Below are 26,020 nucleotides of genomic sequence, written 5' to 3' on the forward strand. Positions count from 1 at the left end.
GGAGATCAAAACATGAAATTTAGTGAAAGTTGGCTACGTGAATGGATCAATCCAGAAATTAGTAGCAGTACACTAGCAGATCAATTAACAATGGCAGGTTTAGAAGTCGATGATATTGAAAAGGTAGCAGGTGACTTTTCTGGTGTGGTCGTTGGTAAAATCATTGAATGTATGCAACACCCTAATGCCGATAAACTACGTATTACAAAAGTCGATATAGGTAAAGCAAAACCACTTAATATTGTCTGTGGTGCGCCAAATTGCCGTCAAGGATTAACCGTTGCTTGTGCAACTGTGGGAGCTGTTTTGCCTGGCGACTTTAAAATTAAAGCTGCTAAACTACGAGGTGAACCATCAGAAGGCATGCTTTGTTCTTATTCTGAATTAGGAATTTCAGATGAGCATAATGGAATTATTGAGTTACCTGATGATGCACCTTTAGGTATGGATATTCGCAACTATTTAAAGCTTAATGACGTTATAATAGATATTAGTGTAACACCAAATCGCGCGGATTGTTTTGGTATTGTTGGTATTGCTAGAGATATTTCAGCAGTTAACAATGTTGTTATGAAAGAACTAAAAGTCGACAGTGTACCAGCAACGATTACCGATACATTACCAGTTCAGGTTGATGAACCAAAAGCAGCACCACGCTATTTAGGTAGAATCATTAAAAATATTAATGTTAATGCAACAACACCTCTTTGGATGAAAGAAAAACTTCGACGTGGTGGAATTCGTTCAATTGACGCAGTGGTTGATATTACTAACTATCTATTATTAGAACTTGGACATCCAATGCATGCATTTGATTTGGCTCAGATAGAAAATGGAATTGTTGTTCGTTATGCAAAGGAAAATGAAAAATTAGTTCTACTAAATGGTAATGAAGTTAAACTTAATGATAAAACTTTAGTTATAGCTGATCACAAAAAAATCTTAGCGTTAGCAGGGATTATGGGTGGAGAAAAATCAGGCGTGACGAAATCGACTAAAAATGTATTTCTTGAGTCAGCCTTTTTTAATCCATTAACCATAACAGGCAGGGCTCGAGAGTATGGTTTGCATACAGATGCTTCACACCGTTATGAACGAGGTGTTGATCCTTTGTTACAATTTACAGCAATGGAAAGAGCTAGCCAATTATTAATTGATATTTGTGGTGGCGAAGTAGGTCCAATTATAGATATAACGCATCAAAATGAGCTTCCTACACAAGCAACTATTGAGTTACATCGTAATAAAATTGATCGTCTCATAGGTTATGAAATAGAAACAAAAAAAATCAGTGATATTTTAATTAGACTTGGTTGTGAAGTTGAATATAATAATAATGTTTGGATTGTAAAATCACCAAGTTGGCGATTTGATTTACACATTGAGGAAGATTTAGTTGAAGAGGTTGTCCGTATTTATGGATATAACAATATTCCAAATGCTAACCTTAAAATTGAATCAGTCATGAAACCTAAACCAGAAAGTCAAATATCGTTACGAAGAATAAAAGACTTATTAGTTGATAAGGGATATCAAGAGGCAGTAACATATAGCTTTGTTGATCCGAAAATTCAGCAAATCCTTCATCCTGAGCAAGCTGAAATAAAATTACCTAATCCAATTTCAAGTGAAATGTCAGTTATGCGTTTATCACTATGGTCAGGGTTATTAGATGCAGTTTTATATAATCAAAATCGTCAGCAAACACGTATCCGATTATTTGAAACAGGTTTGTGTTTTATACCTGATGAAAACTGTGAATTTGGTGTACGACAAGAACTAACGTTGTCTGGTGTTGTTTCTGGTTCTTTATATGAAGAACATTGGCAACTTCCTAAAAAGGATGTGGACTTTTACGATCTTAAAGGTGACCTTGAGACAATTTTTTCTCTTTTAGGCAATACCGAGCAAGTACAGTTTAAAAGAGCAAATCTTTCAGCCTTACATCCAGGACAAAGCGCAGCGATTTATTTAAATGAGGAGCCAATAGGATATTTTGGCGTCTTACATCCAGAAATTGAAAAAAAATTATCTTTAAATAGTAAAACGCTTGTTTTTGAAATAAATTTAGCTAAAATTAGTCAAAAAAGAGTACCTGTTGCTCATGACTTATCCAAATATCCGTCTAATAAACGAGATATTGCTATTATTGTTTCAAAAACAACACCTGCTGCAGATATTATTTCAGAGTGTATAAAAGCAGGTGGAGAGCAACTTATCAAGGTTAATCTTTTTGATGTTTATACAGGTGAAAATATCAAAGAAGATCAAAAAAGTCTTGCTATCAGTTTGATTTTGCAAGATAAATCGCGTACACTTGAAGAAGAAGATATAACAAACATTGTAAGCAAGTGCATCATTGCTTTACAAAATCGTTTTAAAGCCCTATTAAGAGAATAATAATATGACATTAACTAAAGCAGATATTGCAGATCGACTTGCCGAAAAATTTAACATTGATCGTCAAGAAGCTAAAGTCCTTGTTGAACTCTTTTTTGAAGAGATTCGTGTGGCTTTAGAAAAAGGGGAACCAGTAAAGCTATCTGGATTTGGTAACTTTGCAGTCCGTGATAAAAACTCACGTCCTGGACGTAATCCAAAAACAGGTGAAAGTGTAGATATTTCAGCTCGTCGCGTTGTTACATTTAGACCTGGAATCAAATTTAGAGAACGAGTAGAAAAGAACTTAGTTATTTAAATTACTAAAGTTATATTTTTCGTTACTCAATGTAATTGCCTTTCTTTTATTAGCAATATTAGAAAGGCTAGTTTCTTTTTTTATAAAAATAGTTGTATTAATTTCTTAAATAAAGCATAATATTTCCTCCTCAATGGAGTCTCTATGGGTCCTCTTGCAACATTTTTTTGCTCATCAGGTCAGGTCTGGAAGGAAGCAGCCAAAGTAAAAAATATGTGTGTGGGATGTGGCTGATAGGGTCTCCTCCAAGCCTCTCTGTTATTATCTAAATATTATTTGGATTGTGTTTAATAAACCAACAAGTCCTATTTAATCTTAAAATATACTTATATTTATAGTTGTATCTATGATTTATTTTTGCGATCATATACACTACGTATTTTTAATCAAAATATTACGATTTCATTTAATTATTCAAAAATTGATATATACCGAAAGAGAGAAAAATTATGATGCGAGTAGGGTTATTTATTCTAACTAACTTAGCCGTTATGTTTGTATTTGGAATTATCTTAAGCATTTTAGGTGTTGATTCACATAGTACGATAGGTTTACTTATTTTTGCAGCAATATTTGGTTTTGGAGGATCGTTTATATCTCTTCTTTTATCTAAGCGAATGGCTTTAAGATCAGTAGGAGGGCAAATTATTACTCAACCAAGTAATAATCAAGAACAGTGGCTATTTGATGTAGTTCGTCGTTTGTCAGCAGATCTTAATATAAAAATGCCTGATATTGCTATTTATGATGCTCAAGATGTTAATGCTTTTGCAACTGGTGCTACTAAAAATAGATCACTTGTTGCTGTGAGTTCTGGTTTGTTAAATGCTATGACTCAAGATGAAGCTGAAGCGGTGATTGGGCATGAAATGAGCCATATTGCTAATGGCGATATGGTTACAATGACTTTATTACAAGGTGTGCTTAATACTTTCGTTATCTTTATTTCTCGAATTTTAGCATCTGTTGTAGCGCAAGCATTGGATGACCGCAATCGTGGTTTATCACAGTTAGCGTATTTCTTGATAGTTATGGTTTTTGAAACAGTATTTGGTATTTTAGCAAGCCTTATAGCTATGTGGTTTTCTCGTTATCGAGAATTTCACGCAGATGCTGGCTCAGCTAAATTAGTTGGCAGTACAAAAATGATTGCAGCTTTAGAAAAACTAAAAACTAGTTATGAACCAAATGAAGATGCTTCCATCTTAGCATTTTGTATTAATGGTGCAAAAAAAGCGAAATTTTCCGAATTGTTTATGTCTCATCCACCGTTAGAAAAACGTATAGAAGCTTTACGAAATAGAACTTACCAAAACTAATACACGTTTTAGAATAAAAAGTATTGTTTTCCTGAAGATTTTGACAATTATTATTAAATTAACAATAATAATTGTCAAAAAAAGTTCAATCTATCAACTAGTTATATCCTAAAGAGTTTATAATGCCACCATATCATTGCTCCAAGAATAAATTAGAATTACTTAGCCCAGCTAAAAATATCGAAATTGCAAAGCAGGCGATATTACATGGTGCAGATGCCGTATACATTGGTGGACCTAATTTTGGTGCTAGGCATAATGCTGGCAATTCGATAAATGATATTGCCCAATTAGTTGAATTTGCTCATCGCTATTATGCAAAAGTTTTTGTGACTTTAAACACCATACTTCACGATAATGAGCTTGAACCTGCAAGGCAGCTAATTTGGCAATTTTACGATGCAGGTGTTGATGCATTAATTGTGCAAGATATGGGGATCTTGAATATGGACATTCCCCCCATAGATTTGCATGCTAGTACTCAAATGGATATTAGAACACCTGAAAAAGCTAAATTTTTATCCGATGTTGGTTTTTCACAAATAGTACTGGCTCGTGAGCTTAATTTAGCTGAAATAACCCAAATTAGTGAACAGGTTGATGCAAAAATCGAGTTTTTTATTCATGGAGCACTTTGTGTTGCTTATTCAGGACAATGTTATATTTCTCATGCACAAACTGGACGTAGTGCTAATCGAGGGGATTGTTCACAAGCTTGTCGTCTCCCTTTTACTTTAAAAGATGAGCAAGGTCGTGTTGTTGCTTATGAAAAACATCTACTATCAATGAAAGATAATAATCAATCTGACAATCTGCTTGAATTAATTAAAGCCGGTGTAACATCGTTTAAAATAGAAGGACGTTATAAAGATATAAGTTATGTTAAAAATATCACAGCATTTTATCGCCAAAAATTAGATAAGATTTTATCTGAATCATCTGAGTTATCCTCAGCATCAAGCGGTAAGACTGAACACTTCTTTACCCCTGATCCTAATCGAACATTCCACCGAGGAAGTACAGATTATTTTATTAATGGTAGAAAACCAAATATTGGAGCATTTGATTCACCTAAATTTATTGGCTTGCAAATTGGTGAAATAACCAAGGTTACGTCTCAAACTATTGATATCAAATCTGAAAGCACATTAACTAATGGTGATGGTTTAAATATACTAATAAAAAGAGAAATTGTTGGTTTTAGAGCCGATAAAGTTGAAAGGCTTTCGATTAATCTATATCGAATTTATCCAAATGAAATCCCTAAATCGCTTTTTTCAGTCAAATTACCTTATTTGGTTAATCGAAATCTCGATCATATCTGGCAACAAAATTTACTAAAAGAGTCAAGCAACCGTCGTATTGGTGTGTCATTTCAATTGAATAATATAGGAAATGGCGTTGAGCTAGTAGCCAAAAGTGAAGAGGGCATTTGCGTCAAAACAGAACTAAATGGCTATTTCGATCTTGCAACACAACCAGATAAATCACTAAAAAACATTAAAGATAATTTATCAAAGCTAGGACAAACCATATATCACTTAACTGGCTTCACAGCGAATTTATCAGAAATTTATTTTATTCCAAGTAGCCAATTAAACCAACTTAGAAGAGACACTATTGATAAATTAACTATAGCAAGATTAGAAAATTATCATCCTCAAAAACGTAAACCAGAACAAAAACCAGTTCCGATTTACCCTGAAAATCATTTGAGCTTTTTGGCCAACGTTTATAATCATAAGGCAAGAGAATTTTATACACAACATGGGGTCGAATTAATCGAAAGTGCTTATGAAGCACACGAAGTTAAAGATGATGTACCATTAATGACAACCAAACATTGCTTACGATTTGCATTTAATTTATGCCCTAAACAGGCTAAAGGAATTCAAGGTGTTAAAACTAAAGTAACACCAATGAAATTAGTTCAAAATAACGAAGAATTATTACTAAAATTCAACTGTAAAGCCTGCGAAATGCAAGTTTGGGGTAAAATCAAAAATCATATTTTAAAATTACCATTAGCAGGAAGTGATGTTATTTTAATAACCAAAAGTTAAAAATATTTAAAAGAATATTATAAAATTTAGATAAATAATTTGGTAGGAAATAGACAACAAAGTTCGCAATAATGAAAATTATTTAACATAATATAGATTATTAGTTCGTATAAAACCAAAGTATTAACTAAAATTAATTTTTGCATTGCAGAAAACATTTTTTCATAGAATTTTTATACTAAATATCAATTTTACATAGAATGAAATGTAATGATGAAGAAAGTCATATTAAAAACTGTTGTAATATCTTTAACTGCGTATGATGAAAATCGTACTATCGAATATTGGAATTCACAAAGAAGAAAGAAACGAATATTTAGCTAAATGTGGTAATGATGATGTAGATAGAAATTCACAAACTTGTAAAAACATGAATAATTCCAAAAAAGGTTAATTATCAAAAATAAATGTTCACATAGCGAGTATTTCCACTTGTCCAACCCCCAAAATCTAGAATTTTATCGGTATTTAAAACTTTTAAGAAAGATGTTACGGATTGTCTGATGCCAAAAATTTTTAAATTAGCGTCAGATTTTGTTGGTCGCATCTACAGAATTCACGTACGTTTATATTAGTGCGCATAATCTATATTATGTTAAATAATATATTTAAGTATATTTTGCTTGATCTATACGAACACTTTATTGTTATTTTTCTACTAATTTTTGTTTTATTTATAAAATATGATAATCTAATCAATCAACGAACTATGATTATTTTTTTCTGTTAATATGCAAAATATTTTTAAGACATTACGTTCAAAAAGTTATTCCGTCCCATGTGAATTCTGTAGTATCGGATCTCTTTGTATTCCTATATTACTCAATAATAAGTTAGATAATATATTAGACAGAAAAATGTCTTATGCTAAAGATGAAATTATAGTCAAAGCAAATACTCCTTTTACAAAGTTCTATATTATTCATTCTGGAGCATTAAAAACTTTTGTGACAACTCCAGATAATAATCAACAAATTAATGGCTTTTATTTACCTGGTGATATTGTTGGTTTAGATTCTATTTCAACTAAAATATACAACAATAATATTCAATCACTTACTAACACACTTGTTTGTGAACTTTATTATGACGAACTTATGTCACTAGTTGATACTCAAAAAAATGTTAGAGATATGGTATTTAATTTACTAAGTTCTAGTATTAATAATTATCAAAAATTAGTATTATGCTATTCACAGAAAAAAGCAGATGAGAGACTAGCCACTTTTATATATTCGCTTTATCGACACTATGAACAACGAGGTCATTCTTCATTAAATATTAAACTTATGATGAGTCGAGCTGATATTGCTAACTATTTAGGCTTAAAAATCGAAACTATCAGTAGAAACTTATCAAAGCTTCAGGAAAAAAACATTTTATCAGTTAGAGGAAAATATATATTTATTAAAAACTTAAATGCTTTGATAGATTTAGGCAATTAAATTTATTTATGTTAAAATAATCACAATAATTTATTGTAAGGTCTTAATATATGGCAAGTTTAAAAACGACATTTATTGCAGTAACAATGGCTTTATTCCCTCTTTCCTCATTTGCTGCTCAACAACTAACTGAGGAGCAAGCTAAAGAATTACAGTCATTTAAAAGTATAACTATTCGTGGAGCATTTTATACTGATAATGATTATGTTTTAGCTATGTCCAAAGCGGCAGATAAAGAAGGTGCAGTTTCTTTTTTCATAACCACCACCAATATTAGCCCTTCTAATGATACTTTGCGTATTGTTTACGCTAAATTATATAAAGCGGATGCTCCTAAAGCTGAAGAACAAACTGAAAATTTGCGCAAATTTGAAGGTGTCTATGAATATCCAAAATCTAAAGCAATTCGTTTAGAGCCTTTTAATATTGTGCGTATTCGTGGCTATTTTCCTAATGAATATGATATGAATCAAGCGATTGCTAAAGAAGCCTCTGCTAAAGGTGCTTACGCCTTTTATATTGATTCACGTTCTGAATTAGGTAGTAATATACAAGTTGCAGCCTATTTATTTAAAAAGGATGCACCTGAACGTAAACTACAACCAGAAGATGCTATTCCTTATGATTCTGAAGCAGGCCAACAAGCTCTAGCTAAAGGTGGTGATGCTGCAATGCAAGTTGAAAAACCAGGATATTATTCTCCATCAGCGTTTAATGAAAAGTTTTATGCAGATAAATTTAATAATAAAGTAAAAGTTATTGATCAATCTACTGATAAAATGAAAACTTCTGCTGCAACCAGTATTCATGAATCTGAAGTTACCAAGGTCGCAGCTGAACCTCAACGCGTTAATCGTTACACTGTCACCCTATCAGACGGACGAAAAATTCAAGAATTAAATGATGCAACTGCGGCTAAAATGGTGGCATTTGATACAATTAAATTCAGAGGTTATTATGTCACCGATCAGGAAATTTCTTATCAAGCAGGTAAACGAGCTATTGATGCTGGAGCCAAGTATTATCATATTGCTAGAGTAGCGCATGATTCAAATGGTCCGAATATAACTGTTTTTGTCGATCTTTATCGATAAACTCTAGATAACTGGGCGCATAAGCGCCCTATTTTTTATCGCACAAAGACCTTCATTCAATTAATAGTTATAGCTCAGATTTTACTTTGTCGATTTGTTGCTTAATACGTTTTACTGAAATTGGATATGCAGTACCTAACTGCTGAGCAAATAGATTCACTCTAAGTTCTTCAATCATCCAACGGATATTTGTTACTTTTTCTTGTGATTTTAAGTTTTCTGATAAGCTATTCACCCATTTTTCATATTGAACTTCAACTTCATCAATTATATTCATCGACTGCCTATCTTTAGTGGTATTCAACATTAGTTTTTCAATTCTTTTTTCAATCGCCAATAAATAACGATTGATATCTGGTAGTCTCTTATAGCTTGATTGTGCAACAAAGCCTTTATAAATAAGATGATCCATTTGCTTTTTTATATCAGATAAAGCAAAAGCTAATGATATATCAATTCGCCCCTTTAACTTTTTACCGATGTTGTAATATAAAGTCAAAATGGACTCAACTGTTTTGGCAATATCAACCACAACATCATTAATATGACTTTTGGTATAATCCAATAATGCCTCATAATTATCTTGGTTTTGAATTACCTGACCATTTTTTTCAATCAAATAGTCAACACCACAAGCAATGCAGTCATCAATTAAACTCAGTACCGTACCAAAAGAATTGAAGTATAAGCCTAATTTAGATTTATTTGGTAATTTTTCATGTAAGTACTTGATTGGTGATGGTATATTGAGTATAAGCAAGCGTCTTAGCCCTAGTTTTGTAAGTCTTTGTTGCTCATCTTGATTATCGACTAACTTAATGCTTACAGAATGTTGATTATCAATGATTGCTGGATAAGCTTTAATCGTATAATTTTTATGATTTTCTTCATAGATATTAGGCAAAGAGCCGAAATTCCACTCTGTTAAATTATTTTGTTCAATTTGAACCGTTTTCTTAATTGTTAAAGATGAAAATGCTTGTTGGAGTTGATTTTTGAGTTTTTCTTTTAGTAAAACTAGGTCTTTACTTACAGCAATTTCTTTATTATTACTATCAACAATGCTAAAAGTCATCTTCAAATAGTCAGGAATTTGCTCCAATTGCCAATCTTCAGGGGCAACTTTTACACCTGTCATTTTGTGAAATTCGGTTTCTAAACTTTCAAGTAAAGGTTGATTCGTTGAAATACCTCTACTCAAAAATGCATCAGCATAGTTTGGTGCTGGAACAAAATTTCGGCGCAATGATTTAGGTAATGATTTAATTAATGCAATAATTAAATCTTTTCTAAAACCAGGTACTAGCCAATCAAATCCCCTATTTTTGATTTGGTTTAATAGATTAAGAGGTATTTTTATCGTGACACCGTCACGTTTATGTCCGATATCAAATTGATAACTTAGTGCTAATTTCAAATTATCTTGATTCCAAAAATCAGGAAAGTCATTTAAATTAACCTGTTGTGCTGATTGTTTGATCAGCATTTCTTTCTCAACATTAAGAAAATCAGGATCTGATTTCTGTTTTTGTTTCCACCAAACATCAAAATGTTTAGATGACACAACCGATTTATCTATTCGCTTTTCATAAAAATTAAAAAGTTCATCATCATCTATTAAAATATCTTGCCGGCGAGATTTATGCTCAAGATCTTCAACTTCATTAATCAATTTTTTATTTTTTTTATAAAACTGATGGTTGGTAAACCAATCACCTTCAACCAAAGCGTGACGAATAAATAGAGAACGACTTAATTCAGGATCTATTTTACTATAATTCACCATTCGACTAGCAACAATAGGTAAACCAAATAATGTCACTTTTTCATTTGCAATAGTTGTCCCCTGTTTTTTAGACCACTTTGGTTCATTATAACTATATTTCACCAAATGTTTTGCTATGGGCTCAATCCATTCCGCTTCAATTTTAGCTACCGTCCTTCCCCATAGCCGGCTGGTTTCTATCAGTTCACTTGCGATACACCATTTAGGTTGATTTTTGAAAAGTGCCGAATTAGGAAAAATTGCAAATTTAATATTACGTGCACCAATATATTCATGCTTTTCAAGCTCTTTCATTCCGATATGGGATAATAAACCGCTTAGTAATGAAACATGTAATGAATTATAATCTGCTGCTTTACTATTTATAGGGAATGCTAATTGTTTAATGGTTTGTCTAATTTGTGTATAAACATCTTGCCATTCTCGAATCCGAAGGTAGTTTAAAAATTCTTTCTGACACAATCGTCTAAATTGATTTCCAGATAATATGGTTTGTTGTTCTTTAATATAATTCCACAAATTAATCAAAGAGATAAAATCAGATTCCTTATCAACAAAACGACGATGTTTTTCATCCGAGGCTTGCTGTTTATCAAAAGGTCTTTCTCTTGGATCTTGGATTGACAAAGCTGCCGTAATTATCATAATTTCTTTAGTACAACCTAATCGCCTTGCTTCAACCAGCATTCTGGCCAACCTTGGATCGATGGGTAATTGCGCTAAAATTTGTCCTATTTCAGTTAAATGATATCGATGATGTTTAGTAAATATTGCACCAAGTTCTTCTAACAATCGGATACCATCACGAATATATTTTGCATCAGGTGCTTCAACAAAAGGAAATGCCGCAATGTCACCTAACCCTAACGAAGTCATCTGTAATATTACTGATGCTAAATTAGTACGTAAAATTTCAGGATCGGTAAATTCAGGACGAGATAAAAAATCTTTTTCATCATATAACCGGATACAGATACCATCTGAAGTTCGTCCACAACGCCCTTTTCGTTGGTTAGCTGAAGCTTGAGATATTGGTTCAATCGGTAAACGTTGAACTTTAGTGCGATAACTATAGCGGCTAATCCTAGCTAAACCCGTGTCGATAACATATTTAATTCCAGGCACCGTTAACGATGTTTCTGCCACATTTGTTGCTAGAACTATTCGCCTTTTAGTATGCGATTGGAAAATTCGATTTTGTTCTGATGCTGATAATCTTGCATATAATGGTAAGATATCAGTATGACGAAGATCCAATTTATTAAGTGTATCGGCAAGATCTCGAATTTCTCTTTCACCAGTTAGAAAAATAAGTATATCACCATCACTTTCAGCTGAAAGTTCATCAATCGCATCTACGATGGATTGAAAATCACTATTTTTATCGTTGCAAGTATCATCTCTATCTAATATTGAAGGACGATATCTAACTTCAACTGGATAGGTACGACCAGACACTTCAATAATTGGTGCTTGGTTGAAATGTTTAGAAAAACGTTCCACATCAATCGTTGCCGATGTAATTATAACCTTCAAGTCTGGACGTTTAGGTAATAATTGCTTAAGGTAGCCTAAAATAAAATCAATGTTTAAGCTACGTTCATGCGCTTCGTCAATAATAATGGTATCGTATTGTAATAAAAGTTTATCTTTTTGAATTTCAGCAAGCAATATACCGTCAGTCATTAATTTAATCAGTGTTGTTTCACTAACATGATCAGAAAATCTGACTTTGAAACCAACTAATTGCCCTATTTCTGTTTTCAACTCATCTGCAATACGATTAGCTACTGAACGTGCGGCTAACCGCCTTGGTTGGGTATGACCTATAAATCCCTTGACGCCTAAACCCAACTCTAGACAGATTTTAGGAATTTGCGTGGTTTTTCCTGAACCTGTTTCTCCTGCGATTATGACCACTTGATGATGCTTAATTGCGTCATAAATTGTTTGTTTTTTTTCAACAACAGGTAGATTATCTGGAAAATCAATGTTCTTTGGTAATGATTCTATTCTAGCTTGGTAATGTAACTTAGCATTTTGTATAGCAGAATCTATATTAGCTATAGTTTGACTTTTTTGGGCAATTTTTATTATTTTGTGCTTATCTAAGAAAGTCATTGAATCAAGGTATTTTAATCGGTCTTGAGGTAACATAGAGAATCAGATATTTTTAATTAACGTCATAATTAGATTTAATTATAGCAAATTTAACCTATCATTAGGAGTTCATATGAAAAAAACATTATTGATAATTTCGCTATTTACTGTTGCTTTGGTTATGTCTGGATGCCATAAATCGAGTAAGATACAAGATACTGATCTTATGCATCATCGTTTTGTATTAATTAGTGCAAATGGTCAGCATATTCCATTAGATGAGCAAGCCCAGCTTATATTCAGTGAAAAAATGACTATCACAGGCAAAATGTGTAACCAGTTTTCAGGTCAAGTTATTTTAGATAAAAACAACATTAAAGGCACAGTTGCAATGACCAAAATGCTTTGTAATGATGATCAATTAAATCAATTAGATTATATTATTGATCAATTAATTACTAGTGGTGCTGAAATCAATTTAAGCAATAATCAATTGACCTTAAAGAACCACGAAAACGAGCTAATCTACCAACTTAAGGATCTAATGTAACTCTAATGTTTCGTTTTTTTTTATATATTAGACACAAATCGTTTTGTTAAGTTGCTAGAGTTCAATTATTTTACAAAACAATAAAATAAATTTAAGATAAAAACCTTTATTTAAAATACCGTTAAGAATATAATAAGAGCAATTTTTAAAGGATTTAACTTATTGATGAAATTATTATATTCTTCAAATGACTTGTGCAACTTGGGTAGCGGTTTAAAGCTACAAAAAATTCTTTTACCAATAATATTACCAATGCTTTGTCATTGGTTTTTTTTTGCGTAATACTGGTTTATCGAATTTTTAGATTGATTAAAAACTTTAACATTAAATAAATTACTAAGTAGATACTATTATGAAAAAGACAAAAATTGTTTGTACCATCGGGCCAAAATCTGAATCAAAAGAAATGTTAGCAAAATTATTAAATGCAGGCATGAATGTGATGCGTTTAAACTTTTCACATGGTGATTATGAAGAGCACGGCAACCGTATAAAAAACTTACGAGAAGTAATGCAAGAAACAGGTTTAAAAGCAGCTATAATGCTAGATACTAAAGGACCTGAAATCCGTACAATTAAACTAGAAGGCGGTAATGATGTATCACTTGTAGCCGGTCAAACATTTACCTTTACAACAGATAAAACAGTTGTTGGAAATTCTCAACGAGTAGCCGTCACTTATGAAGGATTTGCCCATGACCTTAAACCAGGTAATCGTGTGCTTGTTGATGATGGCTTAATTGCCATGGACGTTAAAGAAATCAAAGGTAACGAAGTTATCTGTACAGTTTTAAATAATGGTGATCTAGGTGAAAATAAAGGTATTAATCTACCGGGAGTTTCAATTAAGCTACCAGCACTTGCAGAAAAAGACAAAAACGACCTTATTTTTGGTTGTGAACAAGGCGTTGACTTTATTGCTGCATCATTTATTCGGAAACGTTCTGATGTTGAAGATATTCGTGCTCACTTAAAAGCTCATGGTGGAGAAGACATAAAAATCATCTCTAAAATTGAAAACCAAGAAGGTTTAGATAATTTTGATGAAATTCTTGAAGCTTCTGATGGTATAATGGTTGCTCGTGGAGATTTAGGTGTTGAGATTGCAGTTGAAGAAGTTATTTTTGCTCAAAAAATGATGATCAAAAAATGTAATAAAGCTTCTAAACCAGTTATAACTGCAACACAAATGCTTGATTCAATGATCAAAAATCCACGTCCTACTCGTGCTGAAGCTGGCGATGTGGCTAATGCAATTATTGATGGAACTGATGCTGTGATGTTATCTGGTGAAAGTGCTAAAGGTAAATATCCACTTGAAACAGTCAATGTTATGGCAACTATCTGTAAACGCACTGATAAAACAATTCCTGCCTCATTAGAATTAACATCCAAAGAAGAAAAATTAAGCATAACAGCCGCTGTATGCTGTGGTGCTGTAGAAATTGCTGAACGTTTAAATGCGCCATTAATTGTTGTTGCAACACGTAGTGGTAAATCAGCTCGTGAAGTTCGTCATTACTTCCCAAGAGCTCGGATTTTAGCGCTTTCATCAAGTCAAAAAACGGTAAATCAATTAGCAGTTACTAAAGGCGTGGAACCTATTTTGATTGATTCAATTAACTCAACGGACGATTTTTATCGTTTAGGTAAAGAGATGGCTTTAAAAGTGTGTGGCTTAAAACAGGGCGATATCATTGTGATGGTTTCTGGTGCGCTAGTACCGAGTGGAACCACTAACACAACATCAGTCCACCGTATCTAAACATTAAATTTCCAATCTATATAAAATAAAAGCTAGCTATCTGCTAGCTTTTTTTTTCACATAAGTTATTCTGTATAAAATATTGTTAATAAAATTTAAAAGACTAACATGATTGAAGAAAAAGTCCATTTACCTAAAGAGCTTAGCTGGTTATCTTTCAATCAGCGAGTTTTACAAGAAGCCGCAGATAAGAGTAATCCTCTTATTGAGAGAATACATTTTTTAGGCATATACTCAAGTAATCTTGATGAATTTTATAAAGTACAGTTTGCTAACTTAAAAAAATATGTACTTATAGAACAAGAACAAGCTCATTCTTCTTCTAATGCTAAAAACTTATTGCGCCAAGTAAATCAAAAAGTTATACAATTAGAATTACAGTTTGACCAACTCTATAATGAATTGTTATTGGAAATGGCTAGAAATCAAATCTTTTTGATTAACGAAAGACAGCTCTCATCATATCAAGAAAATTGGATAAAAAATTATTATAAACAAAATCTTAGACAATACATTACCCCTATTTTACTTGATAGTCACACTGAACTTATTCAATTTTTAAAAGATGATCATGCCTATTTAGCTGTAGAAATTATTTGTGAGGATAGCATCAGTTATGCACTACTTGAACTACCGACAGATAATATTCCTCGTTTTGTATTATTACCGTCAGAAGTATCAACTAAAAATAAGTCCATCATCTTTCTTGACAACATACTGCGCTACTGTTTATCCGATATTTTTAAAGTGTTTTTTGATGCCAAAGAATTAAATGCTTATTCAATTAACATCAATAGAGATGCTGAATACGAATTAAATACAGAGTTAGACAGTTTACTTGAACTGATGTCCCAAGGCCTAAAACAACGCTTAACCGCACAGCCAGTACGTTTTACTTATCAAAAAGACATGCCCAAAGCGTTGTTTGAATTATTGATCAATAAATTACGATTAACTGAACAAGATGCAATGCCTGGAGGGCGTTATCCTAATTTTAAAGATCTTGTTAAATTCCCTGATTTTGGACAAAAGAGCCTATTAAATAAAAAAATCCCAAACTTAAGTTATAATCGATTTAAACAATTTCGTAATGCATTTGATGCGATTAAAGATCGAGATGTATTACTCTATTACCCTTACTACTCTTTTGGCCATGTTCTAGAAATCATGCGACAAGCTTCGTTTGATCCTTCAGTTACACATATTCGAATGAACATTTATCGAGTAGCCAAAGACTCACGCTTTATTCACGCTGCAATTAATGCGGCCAATAATGGTAAAAAAGTTACCGTAGTTGTCGAATTACAAGCACGGTTTGACGAAGAAGCCAATATAAAATGGGCAAAGCGACTAATTAGCAGTGGTATTAAAGTTATTTATTCACAACCAAAACTCAAGATTCACGCGAAATTATTTTTGATCGATCGTAAAGAAAACGATGAAATTGTTCGCTATGCTCATATTGGTTCAGGTAACTTTAATGAAAGAACTGCACGAATTTATACAGACTTTTCACTGTTAACGGCAGATCCTGCTATTACCGAAGAAGTCAAAAAAGTCTTTAATTTTATTGAAAATCCATTTAAACCAGTCGCTTTCAATCATTTACTTGTCTCACCACAAAATACGCGATTACGATTCAATGAATTTATAGAACGCGAAATAAGCAATGCCAAAGCAGGTAAAAAGTCAGGAATTTATCTAAAACTTAACGCCATTACCGATAAAGAAATGATCGACGAACTTTACCGTGCATCTTGTGCTGGTGTGAAAATTAGAATAATTGTGCGCGGTACTTGTGTATTAGTGCCACAAATACCTAATTTAAGCGAAAATATTTATGTGACCAGTATTGTGGATCAATTTTTAGAACATGCTCGTGTGTATATTTTTGAAAATGAAGGAAAAAAAGACACTTACATCTCCTCTGCAGATTGGATGCCTCGTAATATCGATAATCGTATTGAAGTGGGCGTAAAAATCTTTGACTCAATAATAAAATCAACTATCCATAGTATTTTTGACATACAGTGCAATGATAATGTCAAAGCACGCATCATTGATAAAGATGCAACAAATAATTATGTGCAAAGAGGGAATAAGAAAAAAATTAGAGCCCAATATGCCATTTATGATTATTTGAAGCAGTTAGAATCATTTGCATAAGGACTTTAAAATGAATAAATTCAATGAATATGCGGTAGTCGATCTTGGTTCAAATAGCTTCCATATGGTAATTGCCCGGATCATTAATGGTGCAATACAGATTATTTATAAAAATAAAAAAAATATACACCTAGCAACAGGGCTTAATGCTAATAACAAATTGAGTGAATCAAGCATAATGCGAGGTGTGGAATGTCTTTCATTATTTGCTGAGCGATTAAATGGATTCCCTCCTGAACATGTTCGGGTCGTTGCAACTCATACATTACGAGTAGCAAAAAATAGGCATGAATTTTTAACAGCTGCAGCTAAGGTATTCCCTTTCCCTATTGAAATTATCTCAGGTCAAGAAGAAGCTCGTCTTGTTTATTTAGGTACAATGACTGCTGAATCAACATCGTCAACTGATACAAAATTTGTCATTGATATTGGCGGTGGATCAACTGAAATTGCAATAGGAAAAGGAAATGATTTAAACCCCGTGATCGTTGCTAGCCGTCCCATGGGATGTGTCACTTATACAAAACGTTTTTTTCATGAACAAAAAATTAACGCTACTTCCTTTCAACAGGCAAAACTTGCTGCAGAACAACAAATTGAAGGTATGATTAATGCAATAAAAAAATTGAATATTACTGCCGCATTTGGCACATCGGGAACCATAAAATCAATTTATCAGATATTGTTGGATCTTGGTGTTAGCGATGGCATTATTACACCGAAAAGGTTAGATGATTTAATTAGTTATGTTTTAGAATTCGATTATTTTTATGATATTGACTATCCTTCACTTTCCAAAGAAAGAAAAAACGTATTTGTTAGCGGACTGGCTATATTTAGTGGTGTTTTTAATGCACTTGGATTAGAGGCTTTACAATTTAGCCCATGTGCATTACGAGAAGGCGTATTTTACGAATTGATCGACGGCCCTAATTACCAAGATATTAGGCAAAATACCGCACAATCGCTTTCTGAGCATTACAACATAGATAAACGTCATGCTAAGCAAGTGGTTAAAACTGCAAAATATTTATTTTCACAATGGCAACAACAAGCATCAATGACTATTCCCCCTAATCTTGAATCTATTTTATATTGGGCTGCTCAGTTGCATGAAGTTGGATTAAAAATCAACTTTTCTTCGATCCATAAGCATTCAAGTTATATCTTACAAAACAGTAATTTACCTGGATTTAATGAAGAACAGCAGTTACTGTTATCTACTCTTGTCCGTTACCATAGAAAGTCGATAAATATTGATGCAATACCTTATTTTAGTTTATTTGAATACAAGCATATCATATCGTTAATGCAGATTTTAAGATTGTCTATACTAATCAATAATCAAAGAAATCCTGAAATTGATTTACAGGCATTTCAATTAAAATTATTAAAAAATAAACTCACTAATGTGACTTTAGAAATTAATCAAGATTTTGTTGAAAATAACAAATTAATATTGCTTGATTTGGAGCAAGAACAAAAATATTGGAAAACCGTCAATGATTGGAAACTATCGATTGTAATTAGTTAACAATAGAAACACATAAAAATACCGCCAACTAGGGTGGCGGTATTACAATATTAAGAATAAAATTATCTACTTGTTATTAACCAAGACCAATGATCTTCCACCACAAAATACCGACAGTAAAGACAATTACTAGATTCACAACACTACAAATGAACCCCACTTTCCACCATGTTTTTACTGGCACAAAGCCTTCTGCAAATAATAATGGATTTCTCGCATTTGCAAATTGAGTAATTGAACCAAAGTAATTAGTACAAATAACTAATGCAAAAATGGCGATGAGTTGTGGTACACCTAGGGCAATGGAAACAGATAAAAATACGGGAAATAGTGCGGCAATATGAGCATTCCCACTCGCAAAAAAGTAGTGTAAATAAACATAAGCAACACATAAAATAATTAAGACCAACACCCAACTACTTTCGCCTAGATGACCTTTTACAGCACTACCTATTGTGTCACCAAGCCATTTAGTTACACCCAATTTATTTACTTGGGCTGCCATCATAAGTAATGCCGCAAACCAAATTAATGTGTCCCAAGCCGCTTTTTCACCTTTTATATCATCCCAACTTAATACGCCAGTTAAGATTAAAATGGCCAAACCAATAAAGGCTGTAGTTGTTGAATCAATACCAATATTTTTGCCAAAAATCCAAAGTACTAATAATAAAAAAACAGTGCTCCCCATAATGATTTCTTTAACTGTAATTGACCCCATTTTTTTTAATTCTTCAGCAGCTAATTTTGGTGCTTCTGGAGTTCTTTTTAGTTCTGGGTTAGTTAGAAAATAAATTACCAAAGGAATCACAACAAATGAAACTAAACATGGCACAATAGCTGCTACAAACCATTGCCCCCACCCTAGTGTAATACCTAGCGATGTGGTGACTAATTTAGCGGCTAATAAGTTGCCAGTAAATGCCGTTAAGAACATTGCTGAGGTGATGTCATTCATATGACTAATTGTTAGCATTAAAAAGGTACCAATACGATTTCTTGATTCATCTTTAGGATTTGAATTAAAGTTAATGGCTAAAGCCTCTGCTATTGGATATATTACACCACCTGCACGCGCCGTGGTACTTGGAATAGCTGGTGCCAATGCAATATCAGTGACAGATAAACCATAAGCAAGCCCCAATGTATTTTTACCCAACATTTTAACAAGATAATATGCAATGCGTTTACTCAAACCAGTTTTGATAAAACCACGAGCGATCATGAAAGCAATCACAATCAGCCAAATAAGACTACTATTTAATTCGCTTAACGAGATTTTTATCGATTCAGTTGCGGAGGTTGCACCAGATGGTCTTAATACGGCAAAAACGGTAATTGCTAATAAACCAATTGCCCCAATTGGCATTATTTCAGCCACAATGCAAGCTATGGTAGCAACAAAAATAATACTCGTTTGCCAACCTTCTTGGCTAATACCTTCTGGTGGTGAGACATATAACCAAAGTAACGCGGAAATTGCCGCAATAATGATGAGCGCAGGCCATTTCACTGGAGGTTTCTTTACTAAATTCATAGTATTTTCCTTTTAAATTTAAATATTTTAATAAGTTAAGGTTTAATTCTGTTACAATTATGCTACTCTTCATACTATTATTGGCCAAATTTATCGCACTAACATCAGCATAAAAACCTCAATAAAATCAATACCTTTTCTGACAGCTTTTTATTGAAATTAGTTTCCTTTGAATTAAAATACATTAAACAAATCCAAGGAAAAAATATCAATAAAATCAGTATTTTTTCTGAAACATTTTTAATCAAAAATTTAATTTTAATCAGTTTTTATTTGATATTGAGTATCAATTTGTTGAAAAATAAAATTATCGGGGTTTACTAATATGGCTGTTTTATTTTTTAACAAAAAGATAGCCGACAAGTTTTGATGCTTTTGCAAGTATTGTCTGCTTTTATCAACTCCCCATCCATAAAAGACGGTTGAGTAAATATCACCCTCTAATGAAGAATCTGAAATGATAGTTACGCTTTCTAATTCATTATTTAATGGATAACCTGTTTGAGGATTTAATAGGTGATGATAAAGACGATCATTTTGTATAAAAAAACGCTCATAAATGCCCGATGTGACAACTGATTTATCTTTAACTTTTATAATTCCAGATAGTTTTCCATTAGTGGAAAATGGTTTTCTTAATCCTATGTGCCAATAGCCGTTACCATCTGTTAAAGATGAGCCTAATGTTAATACATTACCACCTAAGTTAATGATACCTTTGTACACTTGATGTTGGTGTAAAATTGATTTGACAACATCAGCAATATATCCTTTAGCAATTGCACCTAAATCAATTTCCATTCCCGGTTTTCTTAAAAAAACAGAATATGTATTTGCATCAAGTTCAATATTTTTAGGATCAATTAACAACAGTTTTTCTCTAATTAACTTAGCAGATGGAACTTGATAACCATTGAAACCAATTTTCCAAAGTTTAACTAAGGGACCAATAGCAAAATTAAAGCAACTATTAAAATATAGACTTATTTTTTGCGCTTGTTCAATCAAAGAAAAAACAGAACGGCTCACTATAACGGGGTGGTGTCCCGCAGCTAAATTAATAGACATAACTTCTGATGATGACCTGTTAACGGTCAGTTTATCCTCAAGCATTTTTATGGTTTGAAAAACAGCTTGCACTGCGGTTTCATTAGGCTCAAAAAGCATTAATGAAACCGTTGTTCCTATTAAATGTTGAGTGTATTCATAGTTTACATTTACCATGCTAAACAAGCTCAAAATAGTTGTAACAAATTAGTGTTTAATATAATCAGCCGCTTTTTTACCTGCTTGCATACCAAATATAATGATATCGGCGACAGCATTGCCACCAATACGATTAGCCCCATGAACACCACCTACGACTTCGCCGGCAGCAAATACACCTTGAATCACATGTTTATCGGTATTCAACACTTGTGTTTGGGTATTAATAGTGACTCCTCCCATCGTGTGGTGCACACCTGGTGCGATTTTTATTGCATAAAAAGGCCCTTTTTTGATCGGATGGCGCATGCCTGTTATTCTGCCAAAGTCTTGGTCATGCTTAGTTGACGTAAACTGATTGTAACGTTCAACCGTTTTAACTAATGCGTCGCCATCAATCGATAGCTTTTGTGCTAATTCTTCAAGAGTATTTGCTTGAATAACAAGCTCGTTTGCAACATACTCTTCAACGGCTCTGTTTTCATCACGAACCTGCTGATCAAACAAAATATAAGCATAATGTTCAGGTAATTTAATAATTTCAGCTGATACTTTATCCCTTGTATCAAGTTCATTAACAAATCGTTGACCTTTTTTCGATACCAGAATCGCTCCACCACCACGGATGGATTCAGAAATTAAATAAGACGTTGTCTGTTCAACCGTTGGATGGATTTGAATTTCACCCATATCGACGGTTCCAGCACCCAATTTTTCTAATATCACAATTCCAGAACCAGTTGCACCCTTATGATTAGTGGTCACAAATCCTTTAAGGTCAGGACGATATTTTTCAACCATTGCGGTATTGGCACTAAATCCACCAGTTGCAATAATAACTGCCTTAGCTTTTATTAAATGGATCGAACCGTCTTCTTCTGAAACTTTAACCCCTGTCACTTTATGATGCTCGGTGACAATTTCAGTCACAGCAGTATCAAGTATAACTTCAATACCTCGTTTATTAATATTTTTAACTAGACCACTAATTAAGAAACCACCAACAGCAGCACCACTTTCTGGTCGATGAGTCCGATCAATACTCATTCCCCCCGTTGTAGTAATCCCACTAAGTTCAATGTCATTATCATCTAACCAATTAATCGCATCTGGTGCATTTTCAACAAAATAACGAAGTAAATCAGGATTATTTTTGTTTTTACCTCCGGTCATGGTTTCTTGATAAAATAGATCTTTACTATCAACAATCCCTTTTCGTTTTTGGAATTTGGTTTCAGCCGCATTCATACCCGCTGAGGCTTTATTAGTATTACCACCTATTACAGACATTTGTTCAACAATAACGACACTTGCACCAAGATCATGAGCTTGAATCGCAGCAGTAAGCCCTGCTCCACCACTACCAACGACCACAACATCAAAAGCTCGATCATTAGGATCACCACCTTCGGCAATAATCGCTTCTTTATTAGATCTTGCCATCGCTTTGGTTACGGCTTTTTTAAACGCTTCACATTGTGTTGTTGCGCCAGAAATTGCATCAACATGTGAGCTATTTGAGTCAATAATCCTATGTTTAATTTCAGCAAAATTATCCAAAACTTCATTATCAAAATTTTGGGCATTAATTAATTGCATATCTTTTATAAAATCTTTACCTAGCTCAACATTAATTAAAAACTCATAAGCCTCATCATTAACTTTTTCTTGATAATGACCAGGTTTGAATTTTTTTACATTAAGATTCACATCACGAATCAAACTCTCGACAAGAGAAAAGCGCCATAAAGGTTCTGGAATATTAAGTGTTTCACGCTTATCACTATTAATAAATAATTCTAATTTCTCCCCCTTTTCAATACGGTCAACCCAATCAGGATAAGCAATACAAGCACGTCCTACAGCAACTAAATCATAACCATGCTCAATCGCATCATCCACATCACTTTGATTAACTACATTACCAACACCTACAACGGGAATTTTTGCTAATGTTGCAGAACGCATTGTCACATATTTTTTAATTAATGGAGTCGGATCTTGTGTATCAACAATTGATGGTCTAAGCGTATCGCCCATTGAAAAATGAATATAATCAAGTCCTTTTGCAGCCAATTTTTCAAGCAAATACATTGTGTCATCAAAACGAATTCCTGGAACTTCTAATTCTTCAGGAGAAAAACGGTATCCAACAATAAATTTAGATATTGCATATTGCTTAACCATATTGTGGGTAATATCTAAAACAGCAAGCGCGAATCGCGTACGATTATCACGGTTCCCTCCCCATTTATCATTTCTTTGATTTGAATTAGGTGAATAAAATTGCTGAATTAAATAAGTATTAGCGCCATGAATCTCTACACCATCAAAGCCAGCTTGAATCGCTCGACGTACAGCTTGACCAAACTTATCAATCATGTCGTCTACTTCTGCCGCTGTTAATTCAATTGGAGTGGGGGCATTTGGACGTGGGGCCGCAATAGCGCTAGGTCCAACTGGCGATTGGCCTCCGATAAGTTTAGGCTCCACCATTCTTCCACCATGATAAACTTGAATAACCGCTTTCGAACCCTTTTCTTTGATGGCTTGCGCTATTTTTGCTAACCCTTCAATCTTATCATCACTATTTAAACCAATAGCACCAGGAAATGCTAACCCTTTATTATCAACAAATCCACATTCGACAATAATGGTGCCAATTGATCCTGATCTTGCTCGATAATATTCAATCAAGTCATGCGTAACAGAACCATCATAAAAACCAGAACAAGTTGTCATTGGTGCCATCATTATGCGATTTTTAAGTTCAACACCATTAGGCAAAGTTAATGGCTTAAAAATATTTTCATTTCTCATTTTTTCATACCTAACCATTATCATTTAATCTTTATAGTTATCAACGATGATAACATTACCAATAGTCATTCTCCACTTAGATTAGTTTCATCAGTATTGAGTAATGATAAGTATCATTTTTTCGACATAAATTTTTTAGTTTTATTAATCAATTAGAAAATTATTGATATTAATAAAATAAGATTTTACCGATTTTTGATATTTTATCGTTTTTAAAGTATCGGATATATCATTAAAAATCTAAAAAAAAACACTGTAACTTTTTCATTTAGTTATATTTTTTTGTAATTTTTATGTTGAACTTTAAATTTATTGAGATAGAATACCTTGAAATATAAGGCAAAGAGAACATCGTAATGTTTGTAATACTAGCTAACAGATTAAGATCAACTTTCGATTTTCTATTTATCCTATTTTTAATCCTCCTTCATGGAGGATTTTTTTTTGGTTTAAAAAAACTTTTTTATTTCTATTTTCATTGCAAGGTTAATAATCAATTCTACGTTGAGAACACGTACAGTTAGGAGGCAATATGAAATCTTTAACACCTTTTTATGATCCAAGTATAAGCTACGAAGAAAATTATGCTCAAGGACCATTTGGACTTTTTAGGCAATTAGATAAAGCACAACAAGTATCAATAAAACCTTCAAAATTTTTAAATGTTGAGGTTAATTTACCATTTGGTCAACCTGCAGGCCCACTATTAAATGCAAACTATATCAAAGCTGCTTTTGCTTATGGATTCGACTTATGTGTATATAAAACAGTAAGAACTAAACTACATAAATGCCATCCATTACCTAATGTTTTATCAGTTCACCCTAACGGTAAATTATCGTGTAACTTAGATACGGTATTAGCTGATACCAATTACAGCCAACCATTATCAATAACTAACTCTTTTGGCGTTCCTTCTTTTGCTCCAGATGTCTGGCAACCTGATATGGCTGATGCCGTCAAATCAGCAGGGCACGGTCAATGTGTTATTGGTAGTTTTCAAGGTACACAAGGTAACGGTGAAATTGAAAAAGATTATGCTTTAGCAGCAAAATTAGTTCGGGAAACCAATGCACCTATTCTTGAGGCAAATTTAAGCTGCCCGAATGAAGGGGCTAGTAAATTACTTTGCTTTGATATTGATAAAGTTGAACGAATTGTTAATGAAATTAAAATGGCTGTTCCCGATCGTCCACTTATTTTAAAACTAGCTTATTTTGCTGATGATGAAAAAATTATATCATTACTCAATCGAGTAGGATCCATTATTGATGGTTTAAGTACTATTAACACGTTATCTGCAAAACCTGTTGATGCTCATGGTCATCCTGCATTAGGCGAAAATAGAAAAGAAGGTGGAGTTTGTGGTGATGCAATCCGTTGGGCTGGTTTAGATATGGTGAGCCGTTTAGCTAAATATCGTCAGGAAATGGATCTAAAATTTGCTATTGTAGGCGTTGGTGGTGTTAGTTCTAGTGAACATTATCATCAATTTATAAAAAGTGGTGCTGATGCGGTTATGAGTGCAACTGGTGCTATGTGGAATCCGCTCCTTGCGATAGAAATCAAAAAGAATCTTTAATTTGATAAATATTTCTAGTATAGGGCACTATGCCCTGTTTTTTATTTAAAATAATCAGGAATAGTTTAACAATAAAATTATAACCAATACTCATATTTGCTTAGTAGCACAGAAATAAAGAACGCTCAAGATTCTTACTAGCATAGGAAATGAATTATCAGAAAACACCACAAACAGATAAAAAAAGTATTGCAATAAAAAAAGCACTTTCGTGGAGTGCTTTAATCGATTGATATTCTTAATGAATTGGCGGAACGGACGGGGCTCGAACCCGCGACCCCCTGCGTGACAGGCAGGTATTCTAACCAACTGAACTACCGCTCCGCTTTTTTGATAGCTTTAATGTTAGAGCATT

The 26,020-nt window shown here is 33.1% G+C and carries 15 protein-coding genes, 1 tRNA gene and 1 other RNA gene; 12 read left to right on the top strand and 5 right to left on the bottom strand.

Going from position 1 to position 26,020, the window contains the following annotated elements; all coding sequences use genetic code 11:
• Nucleotides 1-12 precede the first annotated feature (12 nt).
• The 7 genes from pheT (at nt 13) to GYX25_RS03540 (ending at nt 8,619) form a co-directional block, all read left to right on the top strand.
• Nucleotides 13-2,400, top strand: coding sequence for a phenylalanine--tRNA ligase subunit beta (gene pheT, locus GYX25_RS03510; RefSeq protein ID WP_174786735.1), 2,388 nt, complete (start codon nt 13-15; stop codon nt 2,398-2,400).
• Nucleotides 2,401-2,404: 4 nt separating this feature from the next.
• Complete coding sequence (locus GYX25_RS03515; protein ID WP_065637551.1) at nt 2,405-2,698, top strand: integration host factor subunit alpha; 294 nt, start codon at nt 2,405-2,407, stop codon at nt 2,696-2,698.
• Between the two features lie 143 nt (nt 2,699-2,841).
• An RNA gene (gene ffs / locus GYX25_RS03520) (signal recognition particle sRNA small type) lies at nt 2,842-2,937 on the top strand.
• Nucleotides 2,938-3,147: 210 nt separating this feature from the next.
• Complete coding sequence (gene htpX / locus GYX25_RS03525; protein WP_091346891.1) at nt 3,148-4,017, top strand: protease HtpX; 870 nt, start codon at nt 3,148-3,150, stop codon at nt 4,015-4,017.
• A gap of 122 nt (nt 4,018-4,139) precedes the next feature.
• On the top strand, nt 4,140-6,080 hold the full coding sequence (locus GYX25_RS03530) for a peptidase U32 family protein (protein ID WP_091346892.1): 1,941 nt from the start codon (nt 4,140-4,142) through the stop codon (nt 6,078-6,080).
• A gap of 857 nt (nt 6,081-6,937) precedes the next feature.
• Nucleotides 6,938-7,525 carry a helix-turn-helix domain-containing protein gene (locus GYX25_RS03535; protein WP_167349283.1) on the top strand — a complete coding sequence of 196 codons (588 nt, stop codon included), beginning with the start codon at nt 6,938-6,940 and terminating at the stop codon, nt 7,523-7,525.
• A gap of 50 nt (nt 7,526-7,575) precedes the next feature.
• On the top strand, nt 7,576-8,619 hold the full coding sequence (locus tag GYX25_RS03540) for a YdgH/BhsA/McbA-like domain containing protein (protein WP_174786736.1): 1,044 nt from the start codon (nt 7,576-7,578) through the stop codon (nt 8,617-8,619).
• Between the two features lie 67 nt (nt 8,620-8,686).
• Here the strand turns inward: GYX25_RS03540 and hrpA are convergent, their stop codons facing one another.
• On the bottom strand, nt 8,687-12,562 hold the full coding sequence (gene hrpA, locus GYX25_RS03545) for an ATP-dependent RNA helicase HrpA (RefSeq protein WP_174786737.1): 3,876 nt from the start codon (nt 12,560-12,562) through the stop codon (nt 8,687-8,689).
• Between the two features lie 76 nt (nt 12,563-12,638).
• Between hrpA and GYX25_RS03550 the strand changes: the two genes are divergently transcribed.
• The 4 genes from GYX25_RS03550 (at nt 12,639) to GYX25_RS03565 (ending at nt 18,520) form a co-directional block, all read left to right on the top strand.
• Complete coding sequence (locus GYX25_RS03550) at nt 12,639-13,055, top strand: META domain-containing protein (protein WP_091346900.1); 417 nt, start codon at nt 12,639-12,641, stop codon at nt 13,053-13,055.
• A gap of 352 nt (nt 13,056-13,407) precedes the next feature.
• Nucleotides 13,408-14,820 carry a pyruvate kinase PykF gene (gene pykF, locus GYX25_RS03555; protein ID WP_091346902.1) on the top strand — a complete coding sequence of 471 codons (1,413 nt, stop codon included), beginning with the start codon at nt 13,408-13,410 and terminating at the stop codon, nt 14,818-14,820.
• Nucleotides 14,821-14,928: 108 nt separating this feature from the next.
• Nucleotides 14,929-16,986: a polyphosphate kinase 1 gene (gene ppk1 / locus GYX25_RS03560; RefSeq protein WP_174786738.1), complete on the top strand. Its 2,058-nt coding sequence runs from the start codon at nt 14,929-14,931 to the stop codon at nt 16,984-16,986.
• A 10-nt stretch (nt 16,987-16,996) separates the two neighbouring features.
• Entirely contained in the window at nt 16,997-18,520 is a 1,524-nt protein-coding gene (locus GYX25_RS03565; RefSeq protein WP_174786739.1) for a Ppx/GppA phosphatase family protein, read from the top strand.
• 76 nt (nt 18,521-18,596) lie between these two features.
• On the opposite strand, the gene GYX25_RS03570 is transcribed toward GYX25_RS03565, so the two are convergent.
• The 3 genes from GYX25_RS03570 to GYX25_RS03580 all read right to left on the bottom strand — a co-directional run bounded on the left by GYX25_RS03570 (nt 18,597) and on the right by GYX25_RS03580 (nt 24,083).
• Nucleotides 18,597-20,057: a DASS family sodium-coupled anion symporter gene (locus GYX25_RS03570; protein WP_174786740.1), complete on the bottom strand. Its 1,461-nt coding sequence runs from the start codon at nt 20,055-20,057 to the stop codon at nt 18,597-18,599.
• A 258-nt stretch (nt 20,058-20,315) separates the two neighbouring features.
• Entirely contained in the window at nt 20,316-21,281 is a 966-nt protein-coding gene (locus tag GYX25_RS03575; protein WP_174786741.1) for an FAD:protein FMN transferase, read from the bottom strand.
• 30 nt (nt 21,282-21,311) lie between these two features.
• Nucleotides 21,312-24,083: a flavocytochrome c gene (locus GYX25_RS03580; RefSeq protein ID WP_174786742.1), complete on the bottom strand. Its 2,772-nt coding sequence runs from the start codon at nt 24,081-24,083 to the stop codon at nt 21,312-21,314.
• Nucleotides 24,084-24,615: 532 nt separating this feature from the next.
• Here GYX25_RS03580 and GYX25_RS03585 point away from each other — a divergent pair.
• Entirely contained in the window at nt 24,616-25,665 is a 1,050-nt protein-coding gene (locus GYX25_RS03585) for a dihydroorotate oxidase (RefSeq protein WP_091346914.1), read from the top strand.
• Nucleotides 25,666-25,912: 247 nt separating this feature from the next.
• Here GYX25_RS03585 and GYX25_RS03590 read toward each other — a convergent pair.
• Nucleotides 25,913-25,989, bottom strand: a tRNA-Asp gene (locus GYX25_RS03590).
• Nucleotides 25,990-26,020 lie beyond the last annotated feature (31 nt).

The organism is Gilliamella sp. ESL0254 (assembly GCF_013344985.1).
GTDB classification, from domain to species: Bacteria; Pseudomonadota; Gammaproteobacteria; order Enterobacterales; family Orbaceae; genus Gilliamella; species Gilliamella bombicola.